Origin of the sequence: Halarchaeum acidiphilum MH1-52-1, assembly GCF_000474235.1 — an archaeon.
Lineage (GTDB): Archaea > Halobacteriota > Halobacteria > Halobacteriales > Halobacteriaceae > Halarchaeum > Halarchaeum acidiphilum.
In genome coordinates this window covers 1-13,823 of the sequence record NZ_BATA01000066.1, presented here as the reverse complement: position 1 = coordinate 13,823, position 13,823 = coordinate 1, and the positions used below count along the sequence as shown (strand labels likewise).

At 68.6% G+C, this 13,823-nt stretch carries 15 protein-coding genes and 1 pseudogene; 10 read left to right on the top strand and 6 right to left on the bottom strand.

Features of this window, described 5'->3' with window-relative positions:
* Positions 1-600 (bottom strand): annotated as a pseudogene (locus AOZ13_RS10890) (IS6 family transposase); the annotation flags it as partial.
* A 150-nt stretch (positions 601-750) separates the two neighbouring features.
* On the opposite strand from AOZ13_RS10890, the gene AOZ13_RS10885 reads away from it, so the two are divergent.
* From AOZ13_RS10885 to AOZ13_RS10860, 8 genes are all read left to right on the top strand, one after another.
* On the top strand, positions 751-930 hold the full coding sequence (locus AOZ13_RS10885; protein WP_020222784.1) for a hypothetical protein: 180 nt from the start codon (positions 751-753) through the stop codon (positions 928-930).
* A gap of 199 nt (positions 931-1,129) precedes the next feature.
* Positions 1,130-1,897, top strand: a complete 768-nt coding sequence (locus tag AOZ13_RS10880) for an IclR family transcriptional regulator (protein WP_021780585.1) — start codon at positions 1,130-1,132, stop codon at positions 1,895-1,897.
* 219 nt (positions 1,898-2,116) lie between these two features.
* Positions 2,117-2,245, top strand: a complete 129-nt coding sequence (locus AOZ13_RS15330; protein WP_020222068.1) for a hypothetical protein — start codon at positions 2,117-2,119, stop codon at positions 2,243-2,245.
* Positions 2,242-2,658, top strand: a complete 417-nt coding sequence (locus AOZ13_RS10875) for an acyl-CoA thioesterase (RefSeq protein WP_020222067.1) — start codon at positions 2,242-2,244, stop codon at positions 2,656-2,658. Before AOZ13_RS15330 ends, AOZ13_RS10875 begins: the two co-directional genes overlap by 4 nt.
* A gap of 62 nt (positions 2,659-2,720) precedes the next feature.
* Entirely contained in the window at positions 2,721-2,897 is a 177-nt protein-coding gene (locus AOZ13_RS14525; protein WP_020222066.1) for a hypothetical protein, read from the top strand.
* Positions 2,898-2,966: 69 nt separating this feature from the next.
* Positions 2,967-4,064, top strand: coding sequence for a cupin domain-containing protein (locus tag AOZ13_RS10870; RefSeq protein WP_020222065.1), 1,098 nt, complete (start codon positions 2,967-2,969; stop codon positions 4,062-4,064).
* 412 nt (positions 4,065-4,476) lie between these two features.
* A complete protein-coding gene (locus AOZ13_RS10865) occupies positions 4,477-5,712 on the top strand; it encodes a tyrosine-type recombinase/integrase (protein WP_049934082.1) in 1,236 nt (411 codons plus the stop codon).
* Between the two features lie 76 nt (positions 5,713-5,788).
* Positions 5,789-6,478: a hypothetical protein gene (locus AOZ13_RS10860; RefSeq protein ID WP_020222064.1), complete on the top strand. Its 690-nt coding sequence runs from the start codon at positions 5,789-5,791 to the stop codon at positions 6,476-6,478.
* Between the two features lie 99 nt (positions 6,479-6,577).
* Here the strand turns inward: AOZ13_RS10860 and AOZ13_RS10855 are convergent, their stop codons facing one another.
* Genes AOZ13_RS10855 through tenA form a run of 3 tightly spaced genes read right to left on the bottom strand, consistent with a single transcriptional unit; the run spans position 6,578 to position 9,356 of the window.
* Entirely contained in the window at positions 6,578-8,047 is a 1,470-nt protein-coding gene (locus AOZ13_RS10855) for a sodium:solute symporter family transporter (RefSeq protein WP_021780582.1), read from the bottom strand.
* The gene (locus AOZ13_RS10850; protein WP_021780581.1) at positions 8,047-8,694 is read right to left on the bottom strand and encodes a TenA family protein; all 648 of its coding nucleotides are present in this window, start codon (positions 8,692-8,694) and stop codon (positions 8,047-8,049) included. The genes AOZ13_RS10855 and AOZ13_RS10850 overlap by 1 nt, the downstream gene beginning before the upstream one ends.
* Complete coding sequence (tenA, locus tag AOZ13_RS10845; protein WP_020222554.1) at positions 8,691-9,356, bottom strand: thiaminase II; 666 nt, start codon at positions 9,354-9,356, stop codon at positions 8,691-8,693. The genes AOZ13_RS10850 and tenA overlap by 4 nt, the downstream gene beginning before the upstream one ends.
* 58 nt (positions 9,357-9,414) lie before the next feature.
* On the opposite strand from tenA, the gene AOZ13_RS10840 reads away from it, so the two are divergent.
* Both AOZ13_RS10840 and AOZ13_RS10835 read left to right on the top strand, forming a co-directional pair.
* Positions 9,415-10,347, top strand: coding sequence for a thiamine-phosphate synthase family protein (locus AOZ13_RS10840; protein ID WP_021780580.1), 933 nt, complete (start codon positions 9,415-9,417; stop codon positions 10,345-10,347).
* Between the two features lie 34 nt (positions 10,348-10,381).
* Positions 10,382-10,624: a hypothetical protein gene (locus AOZ13_RS10835; protein WP_021780579.1), complete on the top strand. Its 243-nt coding sequence runs from the start codon at positions 10,382-10,384 to the stop codon at positions 10,622-10,624.
* Here AOZ13_RS10835 and AOZ13_RS10830 read toward each other — a convergent pair whose 3' ends face one another.
* The gene (locus AOZ13_RS10830; RefSeq protein ID WP_049934081.1) at positions 10,625-11,881 is read right to left on the bottom strand and encodes a divalent metal cation transporter; all 1,257 of its coding nucleotides are present in this window, start codon (positions 11,879-11,881) and stop codon (positions 10,625-10,627) included.
* Between the two features lie 1,287 nt (positions 11,882-13,168).
* A partial coding sequence (locus AOZ13_RS10825; protein WP_148294589.1) for an aldehyde dehydrogenase family protein occupies positions 13,169-13,823 on the bottom strand: 655 nt, incomplete at its 5' end.

Genomic DNA, 13,823 nt, shown 5'->3' with positions numbered 1-13,823 from the left:
CTGTTCAAGCCATTCACGTGCGCTCGACCGACTGCGACCCACGAGTTATGAACGGTCGATACGCATTTTGAGGGTGTGGAACCACTTTTCGATAAGGTTCCGGTCGGTATAGTCCACCCGACCGTTCAATCCTAATCGAGCAAGGGCAGTCCGATAGCCGAATTGATCGACGAGAAACACCGCGTCGGAGAGATCGTGTTTCTCGCGGAGTCCATGTAGAAACGCAGCCGCCGGATCGGTGCCATGCCGGCCGAACAACTCGACGTCGAGAATCAACTTCGTGTCGAGGTCAATTGCGGCGTACAACCAAGACCACTCGCCATTGATCTTGATAGCGGTTTCGTCAACGGCGACCCGCTTCGGCTTCGCCTCAGGCGGGTCGCCAACGCTATCAGATATTCGATGTACCCACTGAAAGATCGCTTGATGCGAGCGTTCCACGCCGAATAGCCGAAGAATCTCTTGTGTCTCCCTGAGCGAACAACCGGTCGCGTGGAGCCGGACGGCGAACGCTCTGACGGGCGTCGCCGTCCGCTCACGCTCCCAACATTCAAGATTCGCCGTCTCCAACGTCTCTCTGAGCAGTTCTTGGTTGAGCATAGACACCGAAACCAACGAACTGCTCACTTCTCAAACTGGCTTAACTAGACAGTGCCGATCTTCACGGAATGTACATAATCTTTTGGATGCGGGCGGTCGGGCGCGCCCGGTGGCGACACGCCTAACACGGTCGGGAGCGGAGGGACGGCGATGGCGACCGTCGAGACGGGCCGCGCGCTCGCGTCCGTCGTGAAGCCGCGCTTCTCCGGGCCGGCCGTCGGAATGGCCGTCCTCGGTGGGGTGCTCGCCGGTCCCGCGTCCCTCCCCGCGCTCGCGGCCGCGACGACGTACGCCGTCACCGCGGCGGTGTACGCCATTCGTTCGCTGTAAGCGAACGGATTGATCGGCCGTTCGGTGCGATACACCGCGTCTCTCGGAGATATTTACAGCGATACGCTCGTAATATGGGGCGACGTCTCGCGCGTGATCGACCGTGAGACCTCTCGCCAACTGCGTTTCCTGATGGCGAACGACCGTCCTCGCCGATCGCAGCGAAGGGCCTAAGTGCGCGTTCGCTCTCCCTGTTCGCATGGAACGCGGCGCCGCGGGCGGCGAGACGGTCGGATCGGACGAGACGCTATTCGCCATCGCCGAACAGCTTCGGGAGTCTGACGGCGCGGGGGTCACCGAACTCGCCGACCGGCTCGGACTGGCGAAGAGCAGCGTCCACAAGCACCTGCGGACGATGGTCGAACACGGCTACGCGGTCAACCGCGACGGGACGTACCACGTCGGACTGGAGTTCTTCCGCGTCGGCGAGTACACCCGCGATCGCTACGAGGTGTATCACGCGGCGAAGGGGCCGGTCGACGCCCTCGCCGCGGAGACGGGTGAGATGGTGTGGCTCATCGTGGAGGAGAACGGGCGCGCGATGTACCTCTACGGTTCGCGCGGCGACGCGGAGATCAGCCTCGAATCCATCGTCGGTACGTGGCGCCACCTCCACGTCAACTCCGGCGGGAAGGCGATCCTCGCGACCCTCCCGGAGACCGAAATCGAGCGCATCCTCGATCGGCACGGGCTTCCGATGCGCACCGAGAACACCGTCACCGACCGCGAGGAACTGCGCGCCGAACTGGCCGCGGTCCGGGAGCGCGGCTACGCGGTCAACCGCGGCGAGGACGTCGAGGGTCTCCACGCGCTCGGCGCGCCGATCCGCCACGACGGGGTCGTCCACGGGGCGCTCGCCGTCGCCGGGGCCGCGCGCCGCTTCACGCGCGACGACCGCGAGACCGACCTCGCCGAGCACCTGCTCACCGCGGTCGACGACGTCGAGGTCAACCTCGCGTACCAGTGACGGCGTGACCGGATCGCCCCGTCGCCCCGCTGCGCTCTCGACGACGAGGCCGCCCCGCTCTCCTACATCGTCGAGCGTGCGCGAGGGCGCGAGTGAGGTACCGTGGACGCGCGTTGACGGCCGCGGAACGGGCGCCGTCGCGTGGCGTCACGCGAATCCGTCTCCGTCGTTCGTGTCGGATCCGAAAGCCATATGCGACCGTTCTGACTACGGGTGAGTATGACAGGCGAACTCGCGCTCGACGGGTCGTTCGATCCGTTCGCGGTCGCGGTGACCGACGTGAATCCGGTGTCGGCGACGCCGGATCAGGCGAACGGCCCTGATGGCCCGGTGGTGATCGAGGGATGAGCGGCTACGAGCGCACGTGGACCGTGCGCTTCTCCGATACGGACCCGTTCGGGATCGCGCACTACCCGCGCATCATCGACGCCGTCCACGAGACCTCCGATATGTTCATGGAGGAGATCGGCTTCCCGTTCTGGGCGCTCACGCAGGAGCACGGCTACGGCCTCCCGCTCGTCCACATGGACTTCGACTTCGAGCACCCGATGAACGCCGGCGACGACGTCGTCATCGAGGTGACGCCCTCTGTCGGGACGAAGAGCGTTCGGCTCGACTACGAGGCGACCTGCGACGGCGTCGTGACCTTCTCCGGATACGAACAGCGCGTCTGCGCGACGCACGGGGGCGAGGGCGCGATCGAAGTTCCCGACGACTTCCGCGCGGCGCTCGACGCGTACGCCGCGGACTCGTCCGAGTAGCCCGTCGCGGCCGACGCGCCGGGGACGATACGCTTTTGTCGATCGAACGATCATGAGGGACCATGGCAGAGTTCGACAACATCTACAGCGAGTCGGATCCGTTCGTCCGAGCGCACTTCGACTGCATGGAATGCGGGGGGAGGCTCTGGGAGTACGCCATTCAGGGCCAGATGGTCTGTGAGGACTGCCGCGCCGTCTTCTCGTCCGGCGACGTCTTCGACGCGCAAGTCGAGGCGTAGGCGGCCGCGGCGCGGCGGCCGAGATAATTCTCCCGTACATTTATTATAGAAGGGGGCGAACGTGCTCTCATGGGCCAGCAAGAGCCACAGGAGCAGGATCCCGAGGATCTCCTCGAACTGAGCGACGATACGCGGAGCCTCCTCGAGTCGAACGACCTCCGGCCGCTGTGGGAGGTGGAGGACGACCTCGGGAACGAGTCCGAGGGTCTCGAGGCGGACATCTGGAAGTGGGAGGACATTCAGGCCGCGATCGACGGCATCGAGCGCGACGTCCCGATCGCCGACCTCCCGCCGGGATTCCAGCGTCGCGTCGCCGTCCCGCTGAACACGGGCGGCTACGACAACGCCATCTCGAACACGATCTACGTCGGCGTCCAGACGGTCTCGCCGGGCGAGACCGCGCCGTCGCATCGCCACTCCGCGAACGCCCTCCGCTTCGCCATCGACGGGAGCGAGGACATGAAGACGGTCGTCGCCGGCGAGGAGTTCCCGATGAAGGACGGCGACCTCGTCACGACGCCGCAGTGGGAGTGGCACGACCACGTCAACGACTCCGACGAGACGGCGACGTGGCTCGACGTCCTCGACCTCCCGCTCGTGCTCGACTCGCTGAACACCCGACAGGCCTTCGAGAACCACGAACTCGAACGCCAGCCGGTGACGAAGTCGCAGGGCTACTGGGAGTCCCAGTACGGTCGCGCCCGCCCCGAAGAGCAGGCGCAGGAGGGCGGCATCCCCGGCCCGTTTCAGGGGGATCGCGAGGCGACGCCGCCGTATCGCTTCAGCTGGCAGGACACCCTTCAGACGCTGCGCCAGCGCGCCGAGAACGACGAGCCGGACCCCCACGACGGCTACAGCGTCTCCTACGTCAATCCGGCGACCGGAAGCCCGCCGCTGTTCCCGACGATGTCCTTCCGGGCGCAGCTCCTGCAGGAGGAGACCGACCCCCACTTCCACAACGCGGTCGACATCTACTTCGTCATCGAGGGCGAGGGCGTGACCCACGTCGGCGACGAGGCCCTCGAGTGGGGCGAGCGCGACATCTTCGTCGTGCCGCGCGACGCGATCCACCACCACGAACCCGACGGTGAGGCCATCCTGCTCGGGATGACCGATCGCCCGGTCTTCGAGTCGTTCAACCTCTACGCGGAAGCGGAACCGCAGTAGCGCCGACTCGGCGGACCGCGACCCGCGCGGCGGGCGCGGACCCACGAGTCGGACGCGAGCGTGATGCACGGCGCACTCGTCGTCTCTGTCGACTTCGAGGGTGCGTCGATGGGAAGGACCCCGAGGACGCCGATTTCGTGGCCGCGCTGAAGAGCTGTTTTTGACCCGAATCGAGACGATAGAGAGGAGCACTGGCGAGACCCGTGAACGCTTTCGACGGCATTCGAAATCCACACATTTGCTATCGCGACATGAGGTTTATACCATCTCGCCGCCGATGGCCGCCACACGCGTCTTGCACGGTTGTCTGGTAGCGGACAACGGTACAAGACAACCACTAAGTGTCCTGACTACGTCTCTCTAGCCGTCGAAATCGGCGGGCTTGAACGGCCCGTCGCCCTCCGATCACGCCATGGCCGAACGCTACTCCACGATGGATCGCGCGGACTGCGTCGCCTTCCTCCGCGAGACTGTCGTCCCCGAGATGCGTACCGATCCCGACTGCGAGCGCCGCCCCGAGGAGGCGCCGCCGACCTACCGGTGGCTGAACGGCCGCTATCCGGGGTTCGTCAAACACCTCCAGCGGACCTTCGACGCCTCGCCCGCCGACTTCTACCGCGACCACCTGCTCGACGACGCGGGCGGCGAGGGGTACGACTGGGGTCTCCCCGATGGCGAGGCGGCCGCGCGCACGCGCGAACGGCTCGACGCGCACCTCGACGAACTCCGGTATCGCGGCCATCCGGAGACGACCATCCGACCGTACCGTTCGCGGCTGAAGAAGTACGTCCGGCTCTACTGCGACCTCCACGGTCCTGACCTCCTCGACGGTCTCCGGGACGAGTCGCGGCGCGCCGCGGAGATCGACCGCGCGTTCGCGGTCTGCAAGGTGCTCGATCGCACCCTGCGGACTCCGGCGGCGCGGCGCAAGTACGTCGAGGACGTCCGGCGCTTCTACCGCGAACTCCTCGACGCCGGCTACATCAGCTACAACCCGATGCGGCGCATGGAGACCCGACTCGGTCTCGACGTCCCCGACTGGGACAACCCCTCGCTCGCCGCCGCGGACGTCGAGGCGCTGTGGGACGCGGCCGACTCTGACCGGGAGCGCCTGCTCGTCGTCGGTCTCTGCGGGTGGGGGTTGCGCCCCTCCGAACTCGCCGCGCTCCACGTCCGGCAGGCCGTCCTCGACCCCGCGGACGACGACTACCCCTATCTCGACTTCCGCGACGGGGACCGGAAGAACGGGCCGGGCACGGTGGCGATGCTCGCGGGCGCCGACGCGCTCGACGCGCGACTCGACGCGGTCGCCGAACGCGACGGATGGACGGGGTACGTCTTCCCGTCGGAGTCGGCCGCGAGCGGGCACGTCCACGTCGACACCCTCCGGCGGTGGTTCGAGACGCTCATCGCGCGGGCGGGCGTGACGGTGCGCGGGGACGCCCCGACGCCCAAGTTCGGCCGTCGGTTCTGGTACTCGCGCTACGGCGAGGCGGTCATCGAGGTCGCGGAGCGATTCACGCCCGTCGCCGAGGCGCAGGGGTCCGCGGACGCCTCCGTCGTGATCGAGAACTACCTGAGCGAGGCCGACCGGCGGATGCACCTGCGACGCGTCATGGCGGACTCGCTCGCCGGTCTCTTCGCGTGACGGCCCGGTCGCGACGACGCGTCCATCGGGAAAGGGAACGCCTTTTCGCGCACCCGGTGTAGTCCCCACTCCCACGATGTCTCACACGACCCGTCGGCGTTTCCTCGCTGCCTCGGGTGCGGCCCTCCTCGCTGACCTCGCGGGCTGTAACCGCACGCCCGATAACACTGAAACTGAAACGCCGGACGCCGTCCCGGACCCGACGTCCGTGAGCGACCCCGAGCGCGTGCGCCTGCGCACGACCGGCGGCCCGGCGGCGTGGCTCCCCGCGACGAACGCGACGAGCGCAACGTCGAACGTGACGACGAACGCGACGGGCGAATCCGGAGCGACGAGCACGGATACGACGCGTCTCGCCGTCGTGACGTCCGATTCGGCGGCCGAGCGCGTCCGGTTCGCGACCGACGCGAGCGGCGTCGACGATGCCCGGTCGTTCGTCGAGACGATGGACTACGACGCGGCGACGCTCTGCATCGACACGCACCGAGTCCGCGCGTGTGACTCGCTTCGGCTCTGCGCGCTCCGCTGGACCGGCACGGGCGTCCGCGCGTCGTATCATCTGGAACGCGACACGACGTGCGATGACGTGCGGCGGTCGTGGGTGACGCTCCTGCTTCGCCTCCCGGTGGCGCTGGACGACGCTGACGTGCGTCGCGTCGGAACTGCGGTCCGGACTGCGGGGTGTCCCACCGACGCGAAGGGGACGCGCTCGACGCGGCCCGGTCGCCCGACGCGCTCGGGGCACGGGGATCGCGAGTCGAGCTAGCGCCGGAGCGTCAGGACGATGTAGCCGAAGACGGCGGCGGTGAGGAGTAGCGACCCCCAGACGAGGACGGTGAAGGTGAGCGGGGAGATCACCGCTCACTCACCTCCTCGAAGCGCGCGCCGACGCGCCGGAGCGCGTCGAAGTCGTACTCGCCGGCGCGACGGCGGCGGCGGCGAGCGTGAGCGCGACGGAGACACCGGTCGAACCGACGAACACCCAGAAGAACGAGGGCGTGAGCGGAGCGCCGAGTGCGGCGAGCGCGCTCGCGACGCCGAGACCGGGGAAGTACGTGAGTCCGACGAGCAGGCCGGCGACGGACGCCGCGAGCGCGCCGTATTCGCCGAGCGTCGGGAGGTAGAGTCCGAGGACGAACGGCGCGAACGTCGCGGCGCCGAGGAGGTCGGCGAGGAAGAACAGGGTGAGGACGTCGTAGCCGCGCGCGCCGACGACGATCGACGCGAGGGCGACGGCGACGGTGGCGACGCGCGCGACCCGCGTGAGCGTCGTCGCGTCGGCGTCCGTGTACTCGGCGAGGTCGACGGTGACGACGCTCGCGACGGCGTTGAGCACGGTGTCGGCGGTGCTGGCGACGAGCAGGACGGCGAGGACGACGACGGCGAGTGCGAGCGGCGTCGAGAAGGCGTCGTTCACGACGAGGAAGAACGAGACGCCGGCGTTGCCGTCGACGAGGCCGCGCGCGGCGGCGATGACGCCGAAGACGCCAGCGAGCACGATCATCGGGAGCACGGCGACGGCGCTGACGCCGAACGCGCGCGTCACGGACGCCGTGGACTCCGCGGCCCAGATCCGTTGCCAGACGCCCTGATGGAGGACGTTCGCGCCGAGGACGGCGAAGACGACGTAGAAGCCGAAGGCGAGCGCGGTCGGGTTCGCGAGCGTGATGAGAGAGGGGGTCGCGTGCGCGGCCGTGTGGTAGACGGCGCTCGTACCGCCGAGCGACCAGAGCGCGCCGACGGCGGCGACGACGAGCAGGGGGAGCGCGACCGCGGTCTGGACGGTGTCGGTGACGAGACTGGCGACGAGACCGCCGTAGGCGGTGTAGCAGAGGACGAACCCGCCGATGACGACCGCGGTGGCCCACGCGGGGACGCCGGCGACGAGGGCGAGCGCCTGCGTGACGCCGGTCATCTCCGCCGCGAGGAAGACGAACATGTAGAAGACGGAGACGACGAGGACGAAGGCGTAGAACGCCGTCCCGAAGCGCGCGCGGACGTATTCGGTGAGCGAGTGGCCGGCGGGCATCATCTCGCGAACGCGCGCGGCGACGGGGACGAAGAGCAGGAGGGGCGCGGCGCTCCCCACCGCGTAGCCGAGGACGGCCGTGACGCCGCCGTAGGCCGCGCCGGCCTCCGCGGGACTGAGGAGGATCCACGCGCCCATCACCGATCCCACCACCGATGCGACCGTCGTGCCCTCGCTCGCGCTCCCGCGTGCGGTGAGCAGCGCGTCGAGCGACCGTTCGCGCCGCAGCGTGTAGCCGACGCCGACGAGGCTCGTCGCCGCGAGGGCGAGGACGACGACGGCGAGCGTGAGCGTCGTGCCGAGCATCAGCGCCCCTCCCCGCGCGTCGCGGCGTCGAAGAACGCGACTTCGAGGTCGACCGCCCGCGTGAAGAACCGTTCGAGGCGCGCGCGCCGACGGTCGCTCGCCGCTTCGGCCTCGCGGTCGAGTTCGTCGCGGAGCCACCCGACGAGGGCGCGGAAGTCGTCGCTCGCGTGCATCTCCACCCACTCGCGGTGATAGAACGGCTCGGGCGGCGTCTCGATCCCGCTCGCCCAGTCGAGATACACCCACTCGACGGGGACGAGGACGGCGAGCGTCTCCGCGTAGCCGCCGTCGTGCGCCGCGTGTGCGAACAGGTCCGCGAAGGTCTCGCCGACGGCGCCGCCGTCGACGCCGGTCTCGTCGAGCGCCGGCCCGGGGAGCGTATCGAACGAGCGGGCGAAGTAGTCGTCCTCGGGACCGACGACGGTGGAGAGGAAGTCCGCGAGGCGTCGCTTCTTCGCCATGTCGGGCGCGTCCGCGACGGCGTGCCCGAGATGGCCCGCGAGCGTCTCGACGAACGCGTAGTCGCGTTCGAGGTAGTCGCGAAAGACCGCCTCATCGAGCGTTCCCGCGTCCAGTTCCGCGACGAATCGATGCCCGACGGCGTCGTCCCACGCGCTCGCCGCGCGGGCCTCGTCCGTGAAGCTCACGCCTCCCACCCCTCCTCGCGCCACGCGGCGTCCCAGAAGCGGTACTCGTAGCGCGCGGACGTCTCGAAGACGTCGCGATAGCGCTCCCGCTCGGTCTCGCTCGACGCCGCCGCGACGTCGTCCACGAGACCGAGACACCACTCGGTGAGTTCGGTGAAGTCGTCGCCCGCGTAGGTGCGGATCCACTCCGCGTATCGCTCGTCGTCCGGGAGACCGTCGGCTTCGAGGCGTTTCGCGGTCTCGTTGAACCCCCACATACAGGGGAGGAGGGCGGCGACGAGGTCGCCGAACGTCCCCGTCGCGGCGGTCCGGACGAGGAAGTCCGTGTACGCCCGCGTCGTCGGTGCGGCCTCCGTCGCCTCCAAGTCGGCCGCGGAGACGCCGAACTCGGCGGCGTACTCGCGATGGAGGTCCATCTCCGTCTCCGCCGTCTCGTGAAGCAGTTCGGCGAACGTCCGCAGGACGTCGAGGTCGGGCGCGCGCGCCGCCCCGTACGCGAAGACGCGGCAGTACTCGATCAGGTACACGTAGTCCTGTCGCACCCAATACCGAAATCGCTCGGCGTCGAGCGTGCCGTCGCCGATCCCCTCGACCATCGGATGCGCCTCGATGGCGTCCCAGATCGGATCCGCGACGTCGGTCAGCGTGTCGGTGTACGCCATACTGGTCCCCTCGCCATCGCCACCTATATAATCTGGTGGTATGATCTGATTATCACCGATGTCACGCGACGACGGCCTCGTGCTCCCGGCGGAAGTCATCGCGGAGGAGTTCGTGCCGACGCTCCGGATCGCCCTCGCTCGCGCGCTCGCCGAGCGCGACTGCGCACAGCGCGAGATCGCGGGATTCCTCGGCGTCACGCAGGCAGCGGTGAGCAAGTACCTCTCGGGGCGGGCGCGGGCGACTGATCGGATCGCTGACGACGAGCGCTTCGCCGCGACCGTCGAGCGCGTCGCGGACGGTTGGGTCGACGGCGAACTCAAGGGGGACGACGCGCTCGTCGAGATCCACGAACTCCTCCGGACGTTCGTCGACCGCGGACCGGTCTGTGCGCTCCACGAGGAAGCGATGCCCGCGCTGGACGGGAGGGAGTGCGACCTCTGCGTCCGCGGGCGGGACGACGCGGCCACGCGCGAGCGCGAGACGCTGCGCGACGTCCGGACGGCGGTCCGACGCTTCGCCGCGGCGCCCGCGACCCCCGAGCACGTCCCGAACGTCGGCACGAACGTGGCGAGCGCGCTCGATGACGCCGACGAAGCCGCGGACGTCGCGGCCGTCCCGGGACGCCTCCACGCGGTCCGCGGGCGGATCGAAGTCCCCTCCGATCCGGCGTTCGGTGCCTCGCAACACGTCGCCGGGGCGCTCCTCGTCGCACGCGACGTCGACGCGACCGTCGGCGGCGCGCTGAACCTCGCGACGAGCGACGCGCTCCTCGACGCCGCGCGCGATCGGGACCACGAGCCGGTGGCGTTCGACGCGGGGTACGAGGACCGCGCGACGGAGCTCCGCGACGCCTTCGCCGACGGCGTCCCGACCGTCGCGTACCACGACGGCGCGTACGGCATCGAGCCCGTCTGCTACGTCTTCGGCGCGGACGCGCGCGACGCCGTCGAGCGCGCGCGGACGCTGGTCGCGGGCGCCGCCGACCCGTGACACCCTCTATATCACACCAATTCGTTCGGCCGATATGACGAGCGCTCCCTCCATCGGCGGCTACATCGCGACGGTCGTCACCGTCTCCGGCTTCGCCGCGCTCTTCGCCCTCGCCCTGTTCAGCGCCGGCGGCGTCGCGGCCCTCGTCGGCGCCGTCGGTTTCCTCGTCGTCTTCTGCGCCGTCCTGCTCCTCGCCGTCAACTCCCTCGTTCAGCAGTGGCTGAGGTACGCCATCGAGAGCGAGGGGCTCCCCGAGGAACTCGCGGGGGACGGCTGATCAGGCTCGCGCGTGCTCGACGACCAGTCCGAGCGTGGCGACGGCGAGGACGGCGGCGAACGCGAGGACGAACAGACCGAGCGGCGTCGTCCAGCGTCCCGCGAGATTCCCGGAGATCGAGGACCACGCGGCGACGCTCGTGACGGCGATCAGCGCGACGCCGCCCGCGTTCGCGGCGGGATGCGGTGTCGCGTCCACGAGGCCGCCGTCGTTCAGGAGGTAGAGGACGACGGCGATCGCGAACGGCGTCCCGATAAGGCCGAAGGCGAGCACGAGGACGAGCAGCGGGAAGAACGCGCCGCCGACGAACGCGCCGAGCGCGGAGACGAGCGCTGTGGCGGCGAGGAGCGCCCGATACCGGCCGTCGGCCGTGTCCGTCCCCCAGTCGAGGGCGTCCGCGACGAGGAACGGTGGCGCGACGGTGTTGCCACCGAGCGTCGAGACGGCCGCACCCCAGAGGCCGAGGAGGAAGAGCCACTTCGCGTACGGACCGGCCAGTGGACCGAGGGCCTGCGCGGCAGTCGTGGCGGTGAGTGACGCAGCGTTGACGTCCGGCGTGTGGAGGACGCTCGCCGCGACGAGGTAGACGGCGAGACTGAAGATCCCGAAGGCGGCGAGCATCGACGTCGAGACGTCGAGGAGGGCGATGCGTTCGTCGCGCCACGTCCATCCGTGCGCGTCCACCGTGTAGGTCTGCATCGTGACGAGCGTGACGTGGACCGCGCCGCCGAGGACGCCGGCGACGAGGAGGGCGCCCGACGCGCCGCCCGGTACTGTCGGTACGAGGCCCGCCGCGGCGTTCCCAACGTCGACCGGGACGACGATCAGCGACGCGACGAACGCGAGCACGACGAGCGAGACGAGGAGCTTCGCGCCCCACTCCGCGAGCCGATAGCCGCCGCCGGCGAGACCGACGGCGAGGGTCACGGCCCACGCGACGCCCCACACGTGCGCGTCGATGCCCGTGACGGCCGCGCTGACGTCCGCGAGGGTCTTCATGATGACCAGTTGCGCGAGGCCGGCCGCGAGCACGCCGTCGCCGACGAGCACCCACTTCCACGTCGTCCCGAGACGGCGATCGACGAGCGAGACGATGCCGCCGTCCGTCCGGAGACCGAGACGCGTCGAGAGGTACTGCGCGAACCCCCCCGCGACGGCGGCGAGGACGACGACCCAGAGATAGACATAACCGCCGGACGCACCGGCCGTGACCAGCGTCGCGAGGCTCGCCGGCCCGGCGGCGACGGCCCCCGCGATCCACGTCGAGGCGACGCCACAGCGATCTCTCCCCCGTCCCGCCTCGTGCTCCGATCGTCGTCTCCGTCATATGACCCGGTAATATCTCTGGCTGATGAAACGCTTTCGACATCGCGGTGTCCGCCGGATCCGTCTTGAGGAAGATATATATGAAATACTACTATACCTTGGAATAGTTAGTATGAGATAGGATCCACCAGTCTTTCCGAGGTTCTCGTGCCGCCGTCGCGTCTCGTTATCGCCCCATGTCCCGCCGGTAGCGCTCGGTGGCTCCGAGCGGCGCGCCCGAGCGCGCCATGATGATCCAAGAGATCGCCGGACAGGCCTACCTCGCGCACGACCTCGAGAGATGATGATGATGGACGACGAGCAGGCGTCGGCGGAGTTCCGCGCCCACCTCCTCGCCGTCTACGTGGAACGGGCGCTCACCGACGCGATCGACGACGCCACCGGCGGGGCGAACGCCGCCGACTGAGCCGCCCCCCGTCGCGCTGGTGCTCTTTGTCTTCGGCACGGTGCGTCTCGCGTGGCGGACACTCCCGAACGCGCCGCCCGCGACCGTCGAGGATCAACCCGACCGCGTCGTCGCCTCCGCGCACATGAGCCGTTCGCGGCCGTCTTCGGCGCGTTATCTGGACCGATGGACATACACTATATGTTGCGATATCAATTGGCGGGCGGACCTCTCAGGGGGTCGGGGGCACACTCATCGTCGAGTACGGAATACTCGGCGATTTGCTGGTCACTCTCAGCAGTGATGGCGCGATGGACGAAAATCGCGACGACGGATCTCGGACGAGTCGCCGCGGGCGCTCTCGGATGCGGAGTCGATCGCGCCCCGATACCGCGGCCGCATACACTTCCGTTCTCCCGATCGACATCCGACGACGCTGGAACGCGCTCGATCGCTAATAGTTGGTAATTCGAGAGAATGAGAATAGAGCCCGGAATCGAATATCTCTAGCTGGCGACTCGGATCGCGATATCTCGGACGCGTTGAGCGTAGCCCGTGCTCGAAACCAGCCTCGAAACGCCAAATAGGGGGCAGATGGCGAAAATCAGCTCGAAACGCGAATCCGCCGTTCTCAGATTGGATAGCGGTGGATGTGATGTCTACGCGAATATATAAATTCGATATCGTAAAACGGGGTCGAACACTATTGTCCGACCGCGGCGTCCGTGCGACCACGCACTACTCACCGAACGCCGATGGTACACCGTCGTCGGCGTACCGGCGCGTGGTCGTCCCGCTCCGTACCCCCCGTTCGGTCGGAGCACACCGTCCCGCTAGTAGTTCTCGTAGATCGTCTTGGAGATGGTGTAGAAGTCGAGACCGGCGTCGCCCTGCTCGCGCCACGTCTCGCTGGAGGAGTCCTTGAACCCGCCGAAGGGGACGTGGAGTTCGAGACCGGTCGTCGCCTCGTTGATCTTCACGACGCCTGCCTCGACGTCGCGCTCGAAGCGGTTGATCTCCGAGTGATCGTTCGAGACCAAACTGGCCGCCAAGCCGTACTCGACGTCGTTACAGACGTCGATCGCCTCCTCGTAGTCCGAGACGGGGATGACGGCGAGGACCGGCCCGAAGACCTCCTCTTGGGCGATCCGCATGTCACGCTCGACGTCGGCGAACACCGTCGGTTCGACGTAGTAGCCGTCTCCGAATCGCTCGCCCTCAGGCTGGTCGCCGCCGGCGACGAGTTCGGCGCCCTCGTCGGCCGCGATATCGATGTATTCGAGGGTGCCCTCGACCTCGGACTCGGTGACCTGCGGGCCCATGTCGTACTCGTCTCCGGGACCGATCTCGATGTTCCCGGCGCGCTCGACGACGGCGTCGACGAAGGCGTCGTAGACGTCCTCGTGGACGATCGCGCGCGACGTCGCCGTACAGGCCTGCCCGGTGACGCCGAACGCGCCCCCGGCGACGACGTCGGCGGCCTCCTCG

Bases quoted from the DNA above. Each gene is read 5' to 3' on its own strand.
- AOZ13_RS10835 (WP_021780579.1), top strand. From the start codon at position 10,382: ATGACGAGCGCTCCCTCCATCGGCGGCTACATCGCGACGGTCGTCACC.
- AOZ13_RS10840 (WP_021780580.1), top strand. From the start codon at position 9,415: ATGTCACGCGACGACGGCCTCGTGCTCCCGGCGGAAGTCATCGCGGAG.
- AOZ13_RS10860 (WP_020222064.1), top strand. From the start codon at position 5,789: ATGTCTCACACGACCCGTCGGCGTTTCCTCGCTGCCTCGGGTGCGGCC.
- AOZ13_RS10875 (WP_020222067.1), top strand. From the start codon at position 2,242: ATGAGCGGCTACGAGCGCACGTGGACCGTGCGCTTCTCCGATACGGAC.
- AOZ13_RS15330 (WP_020222068.1), top strand. From the start codon at position 2,117: ATGACAGGCGAACTCGCGCTCGACGGGTCGTTCGATCCGTTCGCGGTC.
- AOZ13_RS10870 (WP_020222065.1), top strand. From the start codon at position 2,967: ATGGGCCAGCAAGAGCCACAGGAGCAGGATCCCGAGGATCTCCTCGAA.
- AOZ13_RS10880 (WP_021780585.1), top strand. From the start codon at position 1,130: ATGGAACGCGGCGCCGCGGGCGGCGAGACGGTCGGATCGGACGAGACG.
- AOZ13_RS14525 (WP_020222066.1), top strand. From the start codon at position 2,721: ATGGCAGAGTTCGACAACATCTACAGCGAGTCGGATCCGTTCGTCCGA.
- AOZ13_RS10885 (WP_020222784.1), top strand. From the start codon at position 751: ATGGCGACCGTCGAGACGGGCCGCGCGCTCGCGTCCGTCGTGAAGCCG.
- AOZ13_RS10865 (WP_049934082.1), top strand. From the start codon at position 4,477: ATGGCCGAACGCTACTCCACGATGGATCGCGCGGACTGCGTCGCCTTC.
- tenA (WP_020222554.1), bottom strand. From the start codon at position 9,356: ATGGCGTACACCGACACGCTGACCGACGTCGCGGATCCGATCTGGGAC.
- AOZ13_RS10855 (WP_021780582.1), bottom strand. From the start codon at position 8,047: ATGCTCGGCACGACGCTCACGCTCGCCGTCGTCGTCCTCGCCCTCGCG.